A 19,569-nucleotide genomic window follows, 5' to 3' on the forward strand; every position below is an offset into this window, starting at 1 on the left:
CGCCGCCGTCCGGCCGATCCTGCGGAGACGGCCCCGCGGTCGCGGCGGGGCCGCACCCTTGGGGCAGGGCCTCCATCCGGGTGACGGAGCGGTGACGTCCGGGTGACAGGGCAGGCCTAGTTTCCCGAGCCTGGACCTTCCGCGCCGGGCCGAGGAGACCTCGCCATGGACCTCAAGCAACTCATGGGCCGCGTCATCGACACGCTCTACGACGGCCTCACGGGGGGAAGCGCCGAGCTGCCGCTCCCCGACAACGTGATGCTCAACTGGCTGATGCCCGGAGTGCCCTTCGACCCGAGCGCCTTCGACTTCGCGATCCAGGGCCCCTTCGCCGGACCCAGTGAGCTGACCCTGGACTCCTTCCGCGAACTGGTCGAGGCGCTGATGGCTGACGACGGGGACGGTCAGGGAATGGATCGCGCGCAGGCCGTCGAGCAGGCGAAGGTGCTGTACCAGCAGAACCTGCTGGGCTCGTGGGAACAGTGGTCGCGACTGGTCGACTTCATCCCGCTGGGTGTTCCGAGTGCCGAGGGCTCACGGTGGTCGGCGACCCGGGGTCAGGGGAAGCACAAGCACGTGTCCGTGGTGTTCGCCCAGGCGAACCAGACGCTGAGCCACGTGTACCGGGACACCCTGGAGCGTTGCGAGGTGGCCGACGAGCCGCTGACCGAGCAGCAGCAGAAGATCGTCGACCGGATGCGGGAGCTGCTCACCGAGAACGTCGAGGTCGAGGACTTCATCACCGGCGAGAAGCGCGTCGAGCCGCGGGAGAGCCGGGCGATGATCGCCTACAAGGAGAAGCGCAGCGCCTACGACAACGCGGTGACCGACTATGCATCGCGGCTGGCGCGGGCCAACAACGGCACCGCCGCCGACCTGATCGAGTGGCAGCGCAGCGGGGGGATCTATCGCCGTCGGGCCACCGACGCGCTGCGTGACTGGATCGCGACCGGATACAAGAACGACATCGAACGGGCCCAGGCGACCCTGAGTCACATCCTGGGCGGGTCGATGGTGCAGTGGAAGGACAACCTCCTGCAGATCCTCGCCGACATCGACAACAACACCACGGGTGCCTTCGGTTACCCGTTCCACCCGGCCTCGGTCCTGCCCGGGGGCTTCGCCCGTTCGACCGGGTGGTCGCACTTCTCCGAGACGGACATGCAGCGGCGGGTCTCGTCGTCGTCCACGTCGCGGCAGGGCACGGCTTCCGTGGGGTTCACGCTCGGGTTCTTCTCCTTCGGCGGCGCCGGCGGCGGCGGTGTGAAGGAAGAAGAGTTCTCCTTCCAGAGCGAGAGCTTCGGCATGGAGTTCGACTACACCACCGTCGAGATCATGCGCCCCGCCTTCAATCCGAACTTCTTCCTCTCCCGCGGATGGCGCCCACGGGACTCCTTCATCCGGGACCACGGTCCGCTGCACTCGAACGGGGAGCAACCGCCCAAGGGGGCGATGATCGGCTACCCGACCAAGGCGCTGTTCGTCCGCGACCTCAAGATCTACTCGACGGACGTCGCGAGGTTCATGCGGTCGAGGGAGACCGACGTGAAGGGCGGTGCAACGTTCGCGATCGGGCCCATCGGGGTGGGCGGCACCTATCAGCAGTCGAGCAAGCAGGGCCAGAGCAACCTCACCGTGCACAGTGATTCGATCGAGGTGACGGGGCTGCAGCTCGTGTGCTTCCTGTCCGCTCTGTTCCCCTACACCGCCAATCCCTCGCCGGACGTCAAGCACTGGATCTGACGGCGGTCGACCATGCTCCCCGACGGACTCCACATCGGGCTGGCCGCGTGGATCGCCGCCCGGCGTGAGGGTGACGGCTTCCCCGCGTGGCCCGCGCTACCCCTCGAGACCCGACTGGTCGACCTCGAGGCGCTGCAGACGGTTCACGACCTGGCACGCGCCGCCGAGTTCGCCCGCATGGTGAACTTCCTGCCGCAGAAGGGCGCCTATGCCGATCCGTTCGGCGGCACCCAGCCGCTCTGGGGCCTGCACCGCGACCTGCTGGGCCGGATGGTGTTCGCCGTCCGGGCCTGGACCGCGGCGGAGGACGAGCAGTGGCGCGCGGCGCGGCGCATCCTCTGGGAGGAGGGTCCGGACGGCAGCCCGAGGATGACGTCGGCGTTCCGGCTCTACGACGAGCTGCGGCTGGCCTACCAGCAACTGGTCGAGGCCGGAGCCGGGGCCGCCGAGCTCACCGTCGCCCACGCGGCATGGACCGCCACCGGACACAAGCTCGAGGTGGAGGCGGCCCTCGCCACCATCAACCGGCTGGCTCGACGGTCGTCTCTCCCGCAGGCCGAGAACGAGCGGCTGTCCCTGGAGCCCGACCGGCTGCCGGCCACCACGGACGGGTCGTACGCGGTCACCACCTTCTCGCCCGTGTCGGCCGTGCGGGTCGAGACCTGGCTCACCGCGGAGGCGACGCTCGACGAGCTGGAGGCTGCGGTCGGGGACGCGCAGCCGCGAGCGAAGTGGACGGCGTGGCGGTCGGTGCGTACCGGGGCGGTCCGCTTCCGCTACGCGGTCCTCGACCTGCACCGTGCCTGGTTCACCGGCACCCTCTACCGGGCCGACGACTGGCGACTGGGCGACGGCTCGGTCGCCGCTGCGGGCGACGGCGCCGGCGGCCAGATCCCCGCGTACGTCCGCAGTGTCTACCTGGTGTCCCTCGAGGAGGTGCGGACCGGCCCGAAGCCGCCCCTGCCGGACCCACGTCCCCCGCCGTTCCCGCGCTTTCCCGTCGTCGTCGACCGGGTGCGTCCCCGGCCGGGGCTCCATGCCCCTGCCGAGAGCCGGCTCTCGCTCTCGGAGGCGCCTCGGGCGGGCGTCATGGTCTCCGCGTCTCCACCGGCCCCCGCGGACGTCTCCGTGATGCCGGTGCACCCGGTCGCGCTGGCCGCGTCGACCCGGGCCCCCGACCTGGAGTGGCATGCGGCTCCTCTCGGCCGGCTCCGGGTGGCCACGGTCGCGGACTTCTCACAGCGCCTCACCATCGCCACCACCTTGATCGCGGTCCAGGAGTCCTCCTCCGCTCCGTCGACGGGGCCGGTGCCGCCGACCGCTCCGGTCTTCGTGGTGGGGTTCGGCTGCGTCCCGCTGCCGGCCTCACCCCAGCCCAATCCCGCATACCAGTGGACCCTGCCGTAGGACGAGAGGCACCCCGATGTTCCAGTCCAGCCGCTTCACCACCGTCGTCACCCAGGACACGCGCGACCGGCTCACCCGGGCGGTCGACAACAGCAAGCCCGTCGCGCGGGGGGAGACCCACCGCGGCGCGGTCACCGCGATCCAGGCCGCCCTGGCCGAGCTCAACAGCGGATACCTGGTCGGCGCCGAGGTCGACGGCTACTTCGGCAACCGCACCTCCCGGGCCGTCGAGGTCTTCCAGCGCGACTACGGCCTGATCGCCGACGGCGTTGTCGGCCGACAGGTCCTGACCCAGCTCGACTCCATCTACTCGGGGACGGTGCGGCGCGCGCCGCACGGTGTCAGCGTCCACATCGGCGTCGACCGGGTGGACCCGGGGCACTACGGCGACCCGATGACGCTCCCCTCGTGCGAGAACGACGCCAAGGCGATGCGGGACCTCGCCGAGTCCATCGGTTACGACACCCTGCTGTTCGTGAACGAGCAGGCGACCACGGCCAACTTCTGCGCCTTCCTGCGGTCGGCCGCGGTCAACCTCTTCGCGGGCGACAGCATGTTCGCCACCTTCTCCGGCCACGGCGGGCGGCTGCCCAACGCCTCGGACGACGAGGAGCCCGACCTGCTCGACGAGACCCTCTGCTTCTACGACCGCATGCTGCTCGACGACGAGCTCTACGCGATGCTCGGTGACCTGCGGGAAGGCGTCCGGGTGCACGTGGTCTTCGACAGCTGTCACTCCGGCACCGCGCTGAAGAACATCATGATCACGCCCGACGAGGCCGCGGAGGAGCAGCGCAGGCGGTACGTGGAAGGGGTCGCGACGGCGCTGTCGAAGACCTTGCCGTTCACGGGTGCGGGACCGGATGCCGGCGAGGGCGGCGAGGACGGCGGGCCGTCGCCGATCCCGATCGTGCCCGCGTTCCTGGAGAAGGCTCTGGACGGGGAGAAGCCCGAGCTGGTGGACCCGCCGAAGGGTGATGCGGCGAAGGACGAGGTGATCGCCGCGCTGTTCGGCGACCTCTATCACGACACGTCGTTCGGCAAGGGCAAGTTCCTCGAGGGAACGCAGGTGTACGACCGCAACAAGGCGGTGTACGACACGGTGCTGGACCTCGTCGGGTCGAAGGCGCAGGGCCAGCTCCCGTGCACGGTCACGTCCCTGTCCGCCTGTGACGATCCGCAGACCACGCCCGCCGGCAATCCCCTGTCACTGTTCACGTTCAACCTCACCCAGGCCTGGTCCGGTGGTTACCCCGGCTCCTACAGCCAATTCCTCCGTGCCCTGCGGGAGAGGTCGCGGCCGGACGCGACGCCGCAGCTCAATGCCTACGGCTCGGGGGGCGCTCTCGCTCGCCTGCACGAGCGGCCCTTCGTCTTCTGAGTGCACGCGGTCGCGGGGACCGGACCCGCCGCCGGACCCGGCCGGTCGCGGAGGGCGGCCGTACCGCAGGGATCCGACGGCCCCTGGCCGCGGCACGCATGACGGGATGCACCCGGCCCTGCGCCGCGCCGGCTCGCCGCCGGCTGGCGCGCCGTGGTCCCCGGGTGTCCGATGGGTGTCTGCGCATCGACGCCCGTCGAGGAGTTCCCATGCCGCGTCGCCGGATCACTCTCCTGGCCCTGGGTGGACTCGCGGCCGGCGCCCTCGCGGCCGGCGCGCCCTCCAGCACGGCTGCCGGGGTTCCGGCGCAGGAGAAGGTGCCGCTCGCCGTCGGCACGGGCGGTGCCGTGGCCACGGTGGACCCCGACGCGACGCGGGTCGGCCTCGAGGTCCTGGCCGACGGCGGCAACGCGGCCGACGCGGCGGTCGCCGCGGCCGCCGCGCTGGGCGTGACGGAGCCGTACTCGGCGGGGATCGGGGGTGGCGGCTTCTTCGTCTACTACGACGCCGCCAGCGCGACGGTGACCACCATCGACGGACGGGAGACCGCGCCCCTCGCGATGGGCGCCGGGGCCTTCCTCGACGACGCGGGCAACCCCCTGCCGTTCGACGAGGCCGTCCAGAGCGGCCTGTCGGTGGGGACGCCCGGCACGCCCCGCACCTGGGCCCGCGCGCTGGAGCAGTTCGGGACGCTGTCGCTGCCGGACGCGCTGCGGGGTGCCATCCGGCTCGCCGACGAGGGGTTCGTCGTCGACGAGACGTTCCGGCAGCAGACCGCGGACAACGAGGCGAAGTTCCGCCGGTTCCAGCCGACGGCCGAGCTGTTCCTGCCGGACGGCGCGCTTCCCGAGGTCGGGTCCGTCTTCCGGAACCCGGACCTGGCGCGCACCTACGAGCTCCTGGCCGCCAAGGGTGTGGACGCCTTCTACACCGGAGAGCTCGCCGGGGACGTCGTCGCGACGGTCCAGGACCCACCGGAGGCGCCAGGTACCGCCGAGGTGCGTCCCGGCCTGCTGACCGAGGAGGACCTGGCCCGCTACGACGCCCCCTTCCGCGAGCCGACCAGGGTGGAGTACCGGGGCCTGGAGGTGTACGGCATGGCCCCGCCGTCGAGCGGTGGCTCGACCGTCGGCGAGGCACTGAACATCCTCGAGCGGTTCGGCCTGGAGTCGATGCCCGACGTGCCGGGACTGCATTCCTACCTGGAGGCGAGCGCACTGGCCTTCGCCGACCGCAACGCGTACGTCGGCGATCCCGCATACGTGCAGGTTCCCCTCGCCGAGCTGCTCTCCGAGGAGTACGCCGCCGAGCGGGCCTGCGCCCTGGATCCGGCCACCGCCCAGGACAAGCCGACGGGGGCGGGCAGCCCCGACGGCGAGTACGGACCGTGCCCGGTGCCGGACCAGCCGACGGTGGGGGAGGGCGCGGAGGGCCCCTCCACCACCCATCTGACCGTCGGGGACGCGGCGGGGAACATCGCGAGCTACACCCTGACCATCGAGCAGACCGGCGGCAGCGGCATCACGGTGCCCGGCCGCGGCTTCATCCTCAACAACGAGCTGACCGACTTCACGTTCGCGGCCGCCGACCCGACCAGGCCGGAGCCGAACCTGCCCGCCCCGGGCAAGCGCCCGCGCAGCAGCATGTCCCCGACCATCGTCCTGCGCGAGGGGGAGCCCGTCCTGGCCCTCGGCTCCCCGGGCGGCAGCACGATCATCACGACGGTGCTCCAGACGCTGCTGAACCGGATCGACGGCGGCATGAACCTGGCCCAGGCGATCGCCGCGCCCCGGGCCAGCCAGCGGAACGCTCCGACGACCGACGCGGAACCTGCCTTCATCGACGCCTACGGCGCGGCCCTCGGGGCGCTGGGCCACGAGTTCCGGTCCGTCGCGGAGATCGGTGCGGCGACGGGCATCGAGTACCTGCCCGACGGGCGGGTGCTGGCCGCGGCCGAGGCCGTGCGGCGCGGCGGTGGGAGCGCCGCCGTCGTGCACACCCCGCCGGGGGGCCCCGGCGCCCCGGCACCGGACGACCCGGGGCTCGCGCCGGACCTCGGGGACGACCGGGAGCCCGCCGCTCCGGAATGACCCTCCCCGGCCTGTAACCGAGGTCATCGACCACCCCGGTCGGCTGACCGACCGAAATGGTCGGTAGCCGTTACCGTAGGGCGCATGGGGCGTCCCTTCCGGCAGCAGATCGACGAGGGCATCCTCGACCGCGCTGCCGCACTGTTCGCGCGCCACGGCTTCGAGCACACGTCGGTGCAGGCCGTGGCGGACGCTGTCGGCCTGTCGAAGGCCGGCCTGCTCCACCACTTCCGCAGCAAGGAGACCCTGCACCAGGCGGTGCTCGCGCACGCCGAGGGCCTGGGGCAGCGGGTGCTCGGGCAGGTGCGGGAACTGCCGCACGGCGCCGCGCGGGACCGGCGGGCCGTGGAGGTCCTCGTGGACGTCGCGCTGGCGCACCCGGGCGTCGTCGCCCTGCTCCTCGCGCCGGTCACCCAGGCCGGCACCGGCGCCGGTGCCCTCGAACCGGGCAGTGCGGGCGCCGCGGCCCTGGAGGCGTTCGGCGTCGACCTGGAGACCGCCGATCCCGACCGCGCCGTCCGCGTGGTCGGCGCCCTGGGGGCGCTGGCGGTGCTCACGCTGGCGGCCCACCAGCAGGACCAGATCACCGCATGGCGCCCGCTCGTGGTCGCCACCTGCCTCGACGCACTCGGCTCCCGCCGTCCCGGCGCCGCTCTTCCCGACCCCGACCAGGTGGAGGCCTGACCCGCATGGCTCGACTGCTGTCCCGACTCGGCTCGTTCTCCCACCGGCACCGCTTCGCGGTCGTCGCCGTCTGGCTGCTCGTCCTCGTGGGTGGCGGCGTGGGGGCGGCCACCCTCGCCGGGGAGACGTCCGACTCCTTCTCCATCCCCGGCCAGGAGTCCACCACCGCGCTGGACCGGATCGGCCAGCAGTTCGGCGCCGCGGGCGGCGCGACGGCCCGCGTCGTCGTCCGGGCGCCCGAGGGGCAGACGCTGACCACGCCCGCGAACGCCGCGGCCGTGGGGGAGCTGGTCGCCCAGCTGGGTGGGCTGCCCGGCGTCGCGACCGCCGGCGATCCGCTCGACCCGGCCGCGCCCGCCGTCAACGCGGCGCAGGATACCGCCTACAGCACCGTCACCTACACCGCCGCACCCGGTGAGGTGACCACCGAGCAGCAGGACGCGCTCATCGCCGCCGTCGACGGCGCGCGGAGCGGCGGCCTGACCGTCGAGGTCACCGGCGAGGCGGTCCAGGAACCCCCGCACATCGGCGGCATCGCCGAGGCCCTCGGCGTGGTCGTCGCCCTCGCCGTCCTGGCGGTCACCTACGGGTCTCTCGTGCTGGCCGGGATGAACCTCCTCACCGCGCTCGTCGGCGTGGGCATCGGTGTCCTCGGCGTCACCATCGCGACCGGCTTCACCGAGCTGTCGTCGACCACCCCGACCCTCGCGGCGATGCTGGGCCTGGCGGTCGGCATCGACTACGCCCTGTTCATCGTCACCCGGCACCGGCAGGAGCTGCGACGGGGCCGGGACCTCGACGGGGCCGTGGCCACGGCCGTCGGGACGGCGGGCTCGGCGGTGGTCACCGCCGGTCTCACCGTGGTCATCGCCCTGGCCGGCCTGTCGGTCGTCGGCATCCCCTTCCTCACCCAGATGGGCGTCGCCGCGGCCGCGACCGTCGTGGTCGCCGTCCTCCTGGCCGTGACGCTCGTGCCGGCCGTGCTGGGCTACCTCGGGCGCCGCGCGCTGCCGCGCAGGCACCGGGCCCTGACCGGAGCGGCGGAGGCGGTGCCCCACGGGCGCGCCTTCCTCTCCGGCTGGGTCGCCACGGTCACCCGCCGCCGCGTCCTGACCCTGCTGGTGTCGGTGGCGGCCCTGGGCGCGATCGCCGTGCCGGCGTTCTCCATGCAGACGACGCTGGTGCAGACCCCGGCCGAGGGCACGACCGCGGCCCGGGCGGACGCGCTGCTGGCCGACGGCTTCGGCGAGGGCCTCAACGGTCCCCTGACCATCCTGTTCGAGGGCGACGGCGCGGCCCAGGCGGCCGCCGGGACGACCGAGGCCATCGCCGGTCTCGACGACGTCGTCGCCGTTCCCCCGCCGATCCCGAGCGCCGACGGCACGGCCGCGCTGCTCACGGTGATCCCGGTGTCCGGCCCCACCGACCCGGCCACCGAGCAGCTCGTGGCCGATCTGCGGGAGCTGCTCGCCGACACCGACGGGGTCACCGCTGCCGTCACCGGGGCCACCGCGGTCAGCGTCGACGTCGCCGCCAGCCTCAACGACGCGATGCCGGTCTACCTGGCCCTGGTCGTGGGCCTGGCGCTGGTGCTGCTCGTGCTGGTCTTCCGGTCCCTGCTCGTGCCGCTGGTCGGCGTGCTGGGCTTCCTGCTGACGATCGGCGCCTCCCTCGGCGCCACGGTGGCGGTGTTCCAGTGGGGCTGGCTGGCCGGCGCGGTCAACCTCGACAGCACCGGTCCGCTGATCAGCCTCACGCCGATCCTGGTGATCGGGATCCTGTTCGGGCTGGCCATGGACTACCAGGTCTTCCTGGTCTCCCGCATGCACGAGGCGCACAGCCACGGCGCGGCGCCGCTGGACGCGATCCGCACCGGGTTCCGGCAGGCGGCTCCGGTCGTGGTCGCGGCGGCGCTGATCATGTTCTCGGTCTTCGCCGGCTTCGTGCCCGCCGGTGACCCCACGATCAAGTCGATCGCCTTCGCGCTCGCCGCCGGCATCCTGTTCGACGCGTTCGTCGTCCGCATGGTGCTCGTCCCGGCGGCGCTGGCCCTGCTCGGCGGGCGGGCCTGGTGGCTGCCGCGCTGGCTGCGCTGGCTGCCCACTCTCGACGTCGAGGGCTCCGGGCTCGAGCAGCCGGCGGTACGGCAGCGGGACGACGTGCGCGAGGCCGTGGGTGCCACCCGGCCCTGACGGGCGGACCCGGCGTCACCGCGTCCGGGAGCTATCCGGAAGCGCCGGGACCAGCCGTTCCACGGGCGCGGAGCAACGGACCGCCACCGGCCGGCCGGCGCGGCCGGCGGCCTCGAGGTGGTCGCGCACCAGGTCCGCACCGGGCGCCGACAGGACCGTCACCGAGCCCGCGTCGATGCCGTCGACCGGCGCCGGCTCCCGGCCGTACCTCCGGAGGAAGGCGTCGACGGCCGCGGCGTCGACCTCGCCGGCCAGGCAGAGGACCCGCCCGCCGGCGGTGTTGAGCAGGCGCACGATGCCGCGTCGTGTCACGGGGCGCTCCGGCACCGACGTCACCGGTCCAGTGTGCGCCCGCCGGCCGCGCACCTCGCCGGTGGTGCGGCGCCCGGCGGGCTCGCCCGTCGGGTCGTGGGCCTCGTCGGCCGGGTCGTGGGCCGAGGTGCAGGAGCCGGTCGAGGCGGCCTGACGGTCACCGGCCCGACGGCGCGCGGTCCCGCCGTCGGGGAACGGCCGGGCGGCCCGCCGGAGGGTGACCGGTCCGCCGCCCGGACGGGTCAGACCTGTCCCTGGTTGTGCGGCTCGATGCTGGCGGAGGGGTCGACGCCCTCGTCGGCGGCCGGCTGCACGGGGCCCGGCCCGGGCTGGGAGCCGCTGCCCGCGGCGGTGTTGCGCGACGACCGTTCCGGGTCGTTCACGTCCGTGGTGGTCGGCGCCTGCCCGATGCGCTTGGCAGCCTCTCCGGTGCCGGTTTCCTCGATGCCTGACTCGGACACGTGTCCCCCATCGGTGCGGTCGGTGCCCGGCACGCCATGTGCGTCCCGGCCACGCCATCGGGTACCCGCGCAGCCGCTCCCACACGCGCCAGTGCTCAGGCGGCGTCGCCGATCACGCGGTCCCGCAGGAACGGGGGGCCGCCCTCGTCGAGCCCGGAACGATTGCCGCACGGCCCCCCCGAGACGCCTTCCGCATCGGTGGCGACGGGCTCCGATGTGGCCGGTGCCACACCGGAGGGCGCGCGAAGGGATTCCGTACCGGCGTTCCGGCGCTAACGTGCGCCCCGATCGCAGGACCGGCCGACGTCGCCGGCCTGCCCGACGAGCCGAATCCCGGAGAAGCGCATGATCCGCCGCAAGCAGGTCGCCACCGGCGTCACCGTCACCTTCGCCCTGGAGGACACCGTCGCCGGCCCGGTATCGGTGGTGGGCGACTTCAACGGCTGGACGCCCGGCGCGCACGTCCTCCGCCGGCGCAGCAACGGCACCCGCAGCGTCGCCGTGACCCTCCCGGCCGGTCAGCCGGCCCGCTTCCGCTACCTCGCCGAGGGCGGCCACTGGTTCGACGACCCGCAGGCCGACGCCCACGAGGAGCAGGGGTCGCTGCTCCTGCTGTGACCGGCGGTCCCGTCGGGGACGCGGCCGGCGGCGCCTGTCCGCCGCCGGGGGCATGCGCGCCCGCCGGCTCCCGGACCGGCTCCCCGCTCGCCGGCCGGAGGACGGCGATAGTGTCGGACGCCATGCCCACCAGGTCTTCGAGGGATGAGCCGGCGCGATCGGTCCGCGAGCTGGGACTGCCCGGTCGGGCGGTGACCGCGCTGACCCGCGCGGGGGTGACGAGCGTCGACGACCTGGCTGCGCTCACCCGCCGGGATCTGGCCGCGATCAGCGGCCTGGGGCCGGGCATGATCGCCGCGATCCGCCTGGTCGTGCCGGAGCCTCCCGCGAGCAGCCCCCGCCTCGAGGGCTCGCCGGCCGACGACCGGGGCCGCTCCCCGCTGCCGGCGACCGATGCCGGGCCCGGACCGGACGAAGAGGAGTCGCCGGCCGCGACGGCGATCCCGTCCCTCGACTCGCTGCGGGCGGCGCGACGTCGCAGCGCGGTCGACCTGCTGGTCCCGGGAGCCTCGCCGTCCGGGTCCTCGCCGTCCGGGTCCTCGCCGTCCGGGTCCTCGCCGTCCGGCTCCTCGCCGTCCGGGTCTCCGCCGTCCGGCTCCTCGCCGTCCGCACCGTCGTCCACACGGCCGCGGGCTGCGGCGTCTCCGACGGGGACGACGCCGCGGCCCGCGGAGTACGCCGACCTGCTCCGCCTGGCCCTCTACCTGGGGCGCACGCTGGTCGCCGTACCCGTCCGGCTGGTCCGGTGGTCCTTCCGGGAGCCGGTGCGGCTGCTGCGCCGGCCGCTCGGCGGCTGAGCCGACGACCGGCGACGGCGGTCCCGGTGGACACCGGGCCTCCTCAGTGCGCGGGCGGGATGGAGTGGTTGGCGAGGAACAGACCGCCGGGATCGGCCTGCGCCCGGATGCGGCGCAGCCGGTCCCACGCCGCGGGGTCGAAACCGACGGCCGCGTCGACCGGCCGCTCCACAAAGTTGAGGTACTGGCGGCCGCTGGCCCACGGCGACAGCGCCCGCATCACGTCCTCGGCCGCCGCCTCCATGGCGCGTCCGGTCTGCTCGTCCAGGGGCATGCCGCCGGCGAAGGCGATCAGGTCGCCGTCGAAGCGGGACAGCGCACCGCCGCCCGGGTGCGGCCGGCCGAGCGCCCCGCCCAGCTGACGGAGCTCGAGTCCCATCAGGACCGTCGACCGGGCATCGGCGCCTGCGACCTCGTCGACCACGTCGACGATCTCGGCCGTCGAGCCGCGAGCGAGCGTGAGCATGCTGGTGGCGCTCGCCGTCGGGGTCGGTCCCTCGGGATCCATGTGCAGCCGCGCCAGCGCCGGGGCTGCCACCCGCGTGAACGTGTCGATCTCCGGGCGGAGCTCGCGCAGCGGCGCGAGCACGGCGGCCGCCTGCTCGTCGGAGCCGAGCGCCGCCCCGTCGACGACGACCACGGACCAGCCGCGGAGGGGCTCGGGCAGCATCGGCACGTCCGGTAGGTGCATGACCCGGTAGGACGTCGTCACCGCGTCGGGGGCCTCGAGCGCCCACTGCAGCCAGCGGCCCAGCACCGCGGAGTTGCGGGAGCGGTCCCACACCAGCATCCCGGCGTAGGCCGAGGTGACGGGGTGGAGCCGGAACTCCAGGGCCGTCACCGCGCCGAAGTTCCCCCCGCCGCCGCGCACCGCCCAGAACAGGTCGGGCTCGGACCGGGCATCGGCCCGGACCAGCGACCCGTCGGCGGTGACCAGCTCCACGGCGGTCAGCGCGTTCGTCTGCAACCCCAGCGCCCGCGCGTACCACCCGGTGCCGCCGCCCAGCGAGTAGCCGGCGACGCCCACGTCCGGTGAGGAGCCGTGCAGCGCGGCCAGACCGTACTCGGCCGCGGCCTGTACCACGGGCAGCCACACGGTCCCGGCCGCGACGCGGGCGGTGCGGGTCCCCGGGTTCACCACCACGCCCGTCATACCGGTCGTCCGCAGCAGGACCACGTCGTCGAGCGGACCCAGCGGGCCGGCGTTGTGCCCGGTGCCCTGCACGGCCACCCGGTGACCGGCGTCCGCGGCCGCGCGGACGACCGCGGCCACGTCCCGGGGGGTGCGGGGCAGCGCCACGGCGGCCGGTCTCTGGTCGACGGTCAGGTTCCAGGCCTGGCGTGCCTGGTCGTAGCGGGGGTCGTCGGGAGTGATCAGGTCAGGGGAGGTCAGGGTCTCGGTCATGGCGACGACGGTCGCCCCCCATCACCCCGTCCGGATCCGGGGCGGCCACCGAGCTAGCGGCCGACGTCCACCGAGGCAGCGCCGCGGAGCTCCGTCCGGCTACGGACGCCGAGCTTGGCGAGCAGGTTGGCCACGTGCGTCTCCACGGTTCGGACCGACAGCACGAGGCGCGCGGCGATCTGGGGGTTCGACATCCCCTGCCGCACCAGCTCCAGGACCTCCGCCTCGCGGGCCGTCACGCCCAACCGGCGGAGCCCGGGCGGCACGGCGGAACCGTTCCGGCCGGTACGGGGCAGTGGCAGACCCAGTCGGCGCATCTGCTCCCGGCACCGGCGGGCGAGCGCCACCTCCCCGGCCGGCTCGAGGTCCGCCAGCGCCGCCCGGAGCCACCGTTCCGGGGCACCGAACCCCTCCTCCGCCGCGGCCCCGGCCATCATCAGGTGCAGCACGTGCCGCCAGTACGGGTGGCCGGTCACCGCCTCGTCCCCGACGGCGAACAGCCGCCCGGCGTCGTCGGCGCGACCGGCGCGCGCGGCGGCGATCGCCTCGACGTAGGCCAGGGCGGCCCGGTTGCCCGCCTGGACGTCGACCCGCGCCTGCCGGAGGTGGTCCGCGGCCCGCGCGTCGCCGGGGGTGGCGAGCGTGCGCAGCAGGGCCCACTGCCCCCAGTACGGGGTCGGGGCCGCGTCGGGGCGTCCGCGCAACGGGGCCACGGCGCGGTCGAACAGGTCGAGCGCGGCCGCGTCGTCCCCGTCCAGCCAGGCGGCCCAGGCCCGCACACCGGCCACCCGGAAGGCGACGTCCACCAGGTCGGGCGCCAGCCCCGCCGCCTCGGCGAGCAGCGGCTCGACCGGCTCGGCGTCGCCGGCGCAGAGCCGGGCCAGGGCGAGGAAGAAGCGGGCCGCCGCTCCTGCCGCCGGCAGCCCCAGCCGGTCCGCGGCCTCGATGCCGCGGATGGCGTAGGGCAGGGCGGCGACGTGGCCGTCACGGACGGAGACGCACCCGCTGAGCTGGACGTCCAGGACCGCGGCGGTCGCCAGCATCCCGGCCCGGACGGCGAGCCGGCGGGCCTCCTCCAGCCGGTCGGACCGCCCGGTGCGGAGCAGGTCCATGGCGCCGAGCTCGGAGAGCGCACGCACCCGCCAGACGTGCAGCCCGTGCCGGTCGGCCAGCCGCTCGCTCCGGTCGAGGGCTCGCTCCGCCGCCGCCGGGTCGACCCGCCGCAGGCAGCGGCCGACGACCTCGAGGGCCTCGCACGCCGCCTCGTGCCGCCCGTCCCGCTCCGCGGTCTCCACGGCGACCCCGGCGATCGCCAGCGCGTCGTCGAGGTCTCCCCGGCCGAGCGCGACGGCGGCCCGGAGCGCCTGCACCCGCGCGTCGTCCACTGCGGCGACCGGTGCCAGGTGACGCGCGGCGTCGGCGAACCGCTCGGCGACCGCCGCCGCGCGGGCCATGTGCAGGCACAGCTCCACCCGGCGCTCACCGTGCACGGTGTCGAGCACCCGATCGCCGAGCGCCTCCGCCTCGTGCGGCCGCCCTGCCAGCGCGAGGACCCGCACGTGCTCCACGGTGAGCGCGGTGCGCAGGCCGCCCCGCGGTCCGGCCAGGTCGAGCGCCCGGAGGAGAGCGTCCTCGGCCGTGCGCAGCGCGCCGGCGGCGACGGCGTCGCGCGCGATCCGCAGGAGCAGCCCGGCCGCCTCCGCGTCCTGCCCGGCCGCCACCATGAGCTCGGTGACCAGCACGAGTCGCTCGCCGGACAGCCGGGCGGGATCGTCCCCGCAGAGGGCGCCGACGGCGCGCCGGGCCAGCGCCGCGCGCTCAGGAGGGAGCAGGGTCGCGAGCACCGCGTCCTTGGTGAGGGCGTGCCGCCAGTGCAACCCGCCCGTCGCGGCCGGCTCCGGGACCACCAGCTGCGCGTCGACGGCCAGGCGCAGGGCCTCGGCGACCGTGCCCTCGTCCGCTCCGGACACGGCAGGCAGCAGCCGCCAGTCCACTCCGCCGCCGAGCACCGCGGCCGCGCGCACGACGTCCCGCGCGGTCGGCGGGAGCCGGGCCAGCCGCCGTGCGGTGAGTGCCGCCAGGGTGCGCGGAACGCGTCGCGGCGTGGACGGGGGGTGTCCTCCGGAAGCCTCCACGGCCTCGACCAGCTCCTCCACCAGGAGCGGCAGGCCGTCGCTGGCCTCGGTCACGAAACGGGCGACCTCCGGGGACAGCCGCGTGCCCGCCCGGTCCGCCGCGAGCTCGAGCACGTCCTCCGGCCCCAGCGGGGTCAGGGGCAGTGCCTCCGCACCGGGGTGCCGGAGGAGCTGGCCGACCGCTGCCCGGTCGGCATCGTCGTCGCGCGCGGCCGCCACCGCGAGGACGCCCGCTCCGGTCAGCCGGCCGGCGAGGTAGCCGAGCAGGGCGAGGGTGTCCCGGTCGGCCCAGTGCAGGTCGTCGAGCAGCAGCAGCACGCCCCCCGAGCGGCCCTCGTCCCCCAGCACGGTCAGCAGGGCGAGGACGGCCTCGCCGATCTCGACCAGTGGGTCGACCAGCGACGGCACCGGCGCGCGCTCCGCGGGCCAGCCGGGGAGCAGCCGGGCCAGCACCGGCCGGTAGGGGGTCAGGCGCGGGTCCTCCGCCAGCGTCGCCGGGGCCGCCGGGAGCAGTGCCTCGGCCAGCGGGCGGAAGGCGCCGGCCCCCTCGACCGCGCGACCGGTCAGCACCGGGATCCCGCGGGCCCGCGCCCGCCGGTCGGCCTCCGCCAGCATCCGGCTCTTGCCGATCCCGGCTTCTCCGGTCACCACCAGCAGCCCGCCGCGGCCGCGCTGCGCCTCGAGCAGCCGGCGGTCCAGGACGGCGAGCTCGTGCTCCCGGCCGACCGTCCGGGAGCCGGGGTGGCCGCGCGTCGGCGAGCGCGCAGGCGGGCCGTGCACGGGCCGAACTGTAGGACCGCCGGCCCCCGGGCGGGAGGGCCGCGCTCGGCCGCCGGGAGCCGGCGCCGGGGGGCGGTCACCCCGTCCTGACCGCCGAGACGTCGATCTCCAGGGTCACCAGGTTGCTGACCAGCACCCCGCCGGTCTCCAGCGTCGCGTTCCAGTTGATCCCCCAGTCGCGGCGGTCGATCGTCGTCGTCCCCTCGAAGCCGATCCGCCGGTCGCCGTCGGTGTCGGTCGCCGCGCCGGTGAACTCCATGTCGAGGACGACCGGCCGCGTCGTCCCCTTGATGGTCAGGTCGCCGGTCACCCGGAACGTCGTGGGCTCCAGCTGCTCGACGCGGGTGGTGCGGTAGGTGATGAACGGGTGCTGCTGCGCCCCCAGGAAGTCGTTGCTGCGCAGGTGCTCGTCCCGGACCGCGAGGCGGGTGTCGATGCTGGCTACGGCGATCCGCACCTCGGCGCTCGACCGGGACGGGTCGCTGCCGTCGACGTGGATCGTGCCCTCGAACTCGTCGAACCGCCCGCGCACCTTGGTCACCATCGCGTGTCGCGCCACGAAGCCCAGCCGGGAGTGGCGCGGGTCGACGGCATAGGTGCCGGTCAGGTCCTCGTACCCCGCGGATCCCGACGCAGGGGGTACGGCCAGGGTCGTGGTCATGGAGTCCTCCTCGGTGTGCGCGTGGCGGGGGGCCACGGCCCTCACCATCGCGGTCACGGCCACGCCCGGGATCCGTGGTCGCCACGGAGGGAAGCCGCTCCGGTCACGGAGGTGGCGGTCAGGCGCCGACGATCAGCGGCTGGTGCGGGCGGGGCTGCGGATGATCCTGCGCGGGGAGGCGGACATCGTCGCGCAGGATCCTCACCGAGCTGGATCTCTCGAGCCGGACGCAGGCCGCGGTGACCGCCTACGAGACCGGACTGGTGCTGCCGGGGTCCCACCGCGGCCCCGGGCCCGGCTACCGTCCGCGCGCGTGACCGTGCCCGGAACTTCTCAGGGGCGCTCTGTCGATCCGGTGCGGTGGTGCGTGTCGGAAGGGTGTGGGCCCGGTCGGCGGGCCCTGGACGGGAGGAACCCGATGAGCCAGTACATGATCCTGATCTACGAGGACGAGGCCGCGTACGAGAACGCGTCACCGGAGGTTCTCGGCGAGGTCATGCAGGCGCACACCGATTTCGCGGCGCAGGTGGAGCAGCACGGCGCCAAGCTGCTGGGCGGGGAGGCGCTGCAGCCGACGGGCACGGCGACGAGCGTGCGGGGCGGTGGCGAGGTCACCGACGGCCCGTTCGTGGAGACCAAGGAGGCCCTCGGCGGCTTCTACCTCCTCGAGGCGCCCGATCTCGACGCCGCCCTGACCGTGGCCAAGCTGTGCCCGGCGCGGTTCGGCGGGGTCGAGGTCCGTCCGGTCATGACGTTCGACTGAGGTCGCAGGGACGCGTCGCGGCATGACCGTCGACGACATGTCCGCCGTCGCGGCCGCGGTCGCCGACGCGCACCGTCGCGAGTGGGCCTTCGTGCTCGCCGCGACGGTGCGCGTCGCGCGCGACCTCGACGTCGCCGAGGAGTGCGTCCAGGAGGCCTTCGCGACCGCGCTCACCGACTGGCGCGCCCACGGCATCCCCGCACGACCCGGGGCGTGGCTGACGACAGCGGCCAAGCGGCGGGCGCTGAACGTGCTGCGCCACCGGGGCGTGGAGCGCCGCGCCCTGCCGCTGCTGGTCGACGAGGTGGCCGTGCCCGGACCCGACGACCTGCTCGACGAGCGGCCGGGCGGCGGGGAGATCCCGGACGACCGGCTCCGGCTGATCGTGACCTGCTGCCATCCGGCCCTGGACCGCCCGGCGCAGGTCGCGCTGACCCTGCGGCTGATGTGCGGCCTGTCCACGGCCGAGGTGGCGCGCGCCTTCCTCGTCAGCGAACCGACCATGGCCGCGCGGATCACCCGGGCGAAGAAGAAGATCGCCGTGGCCCGCATCCCGTACCGGGTGCCGGCCGCCGACGAGCTGCCCGAGCGGGTGGACGCCGTCCTCGCGGTGATCCACTTGCTGTTCACCACCGGGCACACCACCCCGGCCGGGGACGACCTGGTGCGGCGGGACCTGGTCGAGCGGTCGGTGGAGCTGTGCCGCATGCTGCGCCGGCTGCTGCCGCGGGATCCGGCCGTGGCGGGGCTGCTGGCGCTGTTGCTGCTCACGGACGCGCGGCGGGAGACCCGGACGGGCCCGGACGGCCGGCTGCTCCTGCTCGAGGAGCAGGACCGGTCCCGGTGGGATGCCGCGGCGATCGCCGAGGGGGCGGCGCTGGTCCGGGAGGCGTTGCGCGCCCGGCCGCCGTCCCGGTACGCGCTGCAGGCCGCGATCGCCGCCGTCCACGCCGAGTCACCGACGTGGGGCGACACCGACTGGCACGAGATCGTGGCCCTGTACGACGTCCTCACGCGGCTGTGGCCCTCCCCGGTCGTCGCGCTCAACCGCGCGGTCGCCGTGGGCTTCGCCTACGGGGCCGCCGCCGGCCTCGCCGCGCTCGACGTGCTCGCCGGGGAACCGCAACTGGCCGGTTACGGCTACCTGGCCGCCGCCCGCGCCGACTTCCTGCGCCAGCTGGGCCGCGTGGAGGACGCCCGCGAGGCGTACACCGAGGCGCTGCTGCTCACCGGGAACGCCGTCGAGCGGGAGTTCCTCACGGGTCGACTGCGCGCCGTCGGCGGCGATCCGGGGCCCACGCCGCCGGGGAGCGGGTCCGCGCGGGCACACTGACCCACCGACCGCTGCGTCCCGGCCTGGCAAGGGCGGCTCTGTCCGGGAAGGTCCGGACGGCCGGGTGACCGCACGATGTCTGCGTCCAGCCGGAGCGTCGGCAGACCACCGGACCCGGTGCGTTCCACCGCCCTTTCCGCGGGAAGGGCACTTCCCCGGCCGAGCCGTCACGGAGTGTCGTCCCTCGCCGGACGGCCGGACCGACCCCGCGTCGGTGATTGACCCCGCCACCTCGCCCGGCGAGCCTGCTGGTCCGTACCGCAGGCGGACGTGGTGGGGTCGTCTCCTGGATGCAGGGCGACCGGGGGTCCCTCGGGAAAGGAGCCCGTATGGTCTCCCGTGGCGGCGTGGTCGCTTCTCATGGACGTCCGCCAACACTCGCCGCGACGGCGTCCTGGGCCGGTACTCGGAACTGGTCCCGGCTGCTGTTCAGCGTGCTCTCCGGCCTCGGCCTGACCCTGATGTTCTCGGCGGTCCTGATCGCGTTCGCGGGGCTCGCTTCCGCCGACGGCGCGACGCCCGCCGCTGCACCGTCCCCCGATCCGGCGATGTCCGATCCGGCGATGTCGGACCCGGCGATGTCCGACCCGGCGATGTCCGACCCGGCGATGTCCGACCCCGCGATGTCCGACCCCGCCACGTCCCAGGTGCCGCCACCTGGCGATGTGCAGCCGCCGGGCGCCGACCATGCGCTCGGATACGAGGTCACCGAGGCGCCGGAGGCGTCGTCCTCCGAGCCTTCCGCCGCGCCCATCGGACCCGCCGTGCCCGCCGTGGCGGCCGGAGGTGATCCGTCGGCGGGGCCGC

General features: G+C 74.8%; 15 protein-coding genes and 1 pseudogene. 11 read left to right on the forward strand and 5 right to left on the reverse strand.

What is annotated here, in order from left to right:
• The first annotated feature begins 165 nt into the window (after positions 1–165).
• The 6 genes from ACFSHS_RS06060 to ACFSHS_RS06085 all read left to right on the forward strand — a co-directional run bounded on the left by ACFSHS_RS06060 (position 166) and on the right by ACFSHS_RS06085 (position 9,497).
• Entirely contained in the window at positions 166–1,743 is a 1,578-nt protein-coding gene (locus ACFSHS_RS06060; protein WP_376873085.1) for a hypothetical protein, read from the forward strand.
• A gap of 12 nt (positions 1,744–1,755) precedes the next feature.
• A complete protein-coding gene (locus ACFSHS_RS06065; protein ID WP_376873087.1) occupies positions 1,756–3,150 on the forward strand; it encodes a hypothetical protein in 1,395 nt (464 codons plus the stop codon).
• 16 nt (positions 3,151–3,166) lie between these two features.
• Positions 3,167–4,531 (forward strand): peptidoglycan-binding protein, encoded by a 1,365-nt coding sequence (locus ACFSHS_RS06070; protein WP_376873089.1) that lies wholly within the window; start codon positions 3,167–3,169, stop codon positions 4,529–4,531.
• 209 nt (positions 4,532–4,740) lie between these two features.
• A complete protein-coding gene (gene ggt / locus ACFSHS_RS06075) occupies positions 4,741–6,621 on the forward strand; it encodes a gamma-glutamyltransferase (RefSeq protein ID WP_376873092.1) in 1,881 nt (626 codons plus the stop codon).
• Positions 6,622–6,705: 84 nt separating this feature from the next.
• The gene (locus ACFSHS_RS06080; protein ID WP_376873094.1) at positions 6,706–7,305 is read left to right on the forward strand and encodes a TetR/AcrR family transcriptional regulator; all 600 of its coding nucleotides are present in this window, start codon (positions 6,706–6,708) and stop codon (positions 7,303–7,305) included.
• Between the two features lie 5 nt (positions 7,306–7,310).
• The gene (locus tag ACFSHS_RS06085; RefSeq protein WP_376873096.1) at positions 7,311–9,497 is read left to right on the forward strand and encodes an MMPL family transporter; all 2,187 of its coding nucleotides are present in this window, start codon (positions 7,311–7,313) and stop codon (positions 9,495–9,497) included.
• 15 nt (positions 9,498–9,512) lie between these two features.
• On the opposite strand, the gene ACFSHS_RS06090 is transcribed toward ACFSHS_RS06085, so the two are convergent.
• Positions 9,513–9,809: a hypothetical protein gene (locus ACFSHS_RS06090; RefSeq protein ID WP_376873099.1), complete on the reverse strand. Its 297-nt coding sequence runs from the start codon at positions 9,807–9,809 to the stop codon at positions 9,513–9,515.
• A gap of 242 nt (positions 9,810–10,051) precedes the next feature.
• Positions 10,052–10,270, reverse strand: a complete 219-nt coding sequence (locus ACFSHS_RS06095) for a hypothetical protein (RefSeq protein WP_376873102.1) — start codon at positions 10,268–10,270, stop codon at positions 10,052–10,054.
• A 345-nt stretch (positions 10,271–10,615) separates the two neighbouring features.
• On the opposite strand from ACFSHS_RS06095, the gene ACFSHS_RS06100 reads away from it, so the two are divergent.
• Both ACFSHS_RS06100 and ACFSHS_RS06105 read left to right on the forward strand, forming a co-directional pair.
• Entirely contained in the window at positions 10,616–10,888 is a 273-nt protein-coding gene (locus tag ACFSHS_RS06100) for an isoamylase early set domain-containing protein (RefSeq protein ID WP_376873104.1), read from the forward strand.
• 122 nt (positions 10,889–11,010) lie between these two features.
• The gene (locus ACFSHS_RS06105) at positions 11,011–11,685 is read left to right on the forward strand and encodes a DNA-directed RNA polymerase subunit alpha C-terminal domain-containing protein (protein ID WP_376873107.1); all 675 of its coding nucleotides are present in this window, start codon (positions 11,011–11,013) and stop codon (positions 11,683–11,685) included.
• Positions 11,686–11,728: 43 nt separating this feature from the next.
• Here ACFSHS_RS06105 and ACFSHS_RS06110 read toward each other — a convergent pair whose 3' ends face one another.
• From ACFSHS_RS06110 to ACFSHS_RS06120, 3 genes are all read right to left on the reverse strand, one after another.
• Positions 11,729–13,090 carry an FAD-binding oxidoreductase gene (locus ACFSHS_RS06110; protein ID WP_376873109.1) on the reverse strand — a complete coding sequence of 454 codons (1,362 nt, stop codon included), beginning with the start codon at positions 13,088–13,090 and terminating at the stop codon, positions 11,729–11,731.
• A gap of 53 nt (positions 13,091–13,143) precedes the next feature.
• The gene (locus tag ACFSHS_RS06115; RefSeq protein ID WP_376873111.1) at positions 13,144–16,005 is read right to left on the reverse strand and encodes an ATP-binding protein; all 2,862 of its coding nucleotides are present in this window, start codon (positions 16,003–16,005) and stop codon (positions 13,144–13,146) included.
• A gap of 76 nt (positions 16,006–16,081) precedes the next feature.
• Complete coding sequence (locus ACFSHS_RS06120; protein ID WP_376873113.1) at positions 16,082–16,666, reverse strand: YceI family protein; 585 nt, start codon at positions 16,664–16,666, stop codon at positions 16,082–16,084.
• 418 nt (positions 16,667–17,084) lie between these two features.
• Here ACFSHS_RS06120 and ACFSHS_RS06125 point away from each other — a divergent pair, with 418 nt between their 5' ends.
• The 3 genes and pseudogenes from ACFSHS_RS06125 to ACFSHS_RS06135 form a co-directional block, all read left to right on the forward strand.
• The gene (locus tag ACFSHS_RS06125; protein ID WP_376873116.1) at positions 17,085–17,429 is read left to right on the forward strand and encodes a YciI family protein; all 345 of its coding nucleotides are present in this window, start codon (positions 17,085–17,087) and stop codon (positions 17,427–17,429) included.
• 22 nt (positions 17,430–17,451) lie between these two features.
• On the forward strand, positions 17,452–18,762 hold the full coding sequence (locus tag ACFSHS_RS06130; protein WP_376873119.1) for an RNA polymerase sigma factor: 1,311 nt from the start codon (positions 17,452–17,454) through the stop codon (positions 18,760–18,762).
• 434 nt (positions 18,763–19,196) lie between these two features.
• A pseudogene (locus tag ACFSHS_RS06135) lies at positions 19,197–19,569 on the forward strand (hypothetical protein); the annotation flags it as partial.

Origin of the sequence: Blastococcus deserti (assembly GCF_042682525.1) — a bacterium.
In the GTDB taxonomy this organism is placed as follows: Bacteria; Actinomycetota; Actinomycetes; order Mycobacteriales; family Geodermatophilaceae; genus Blastococcus_B; species Blastococcus_B deserti.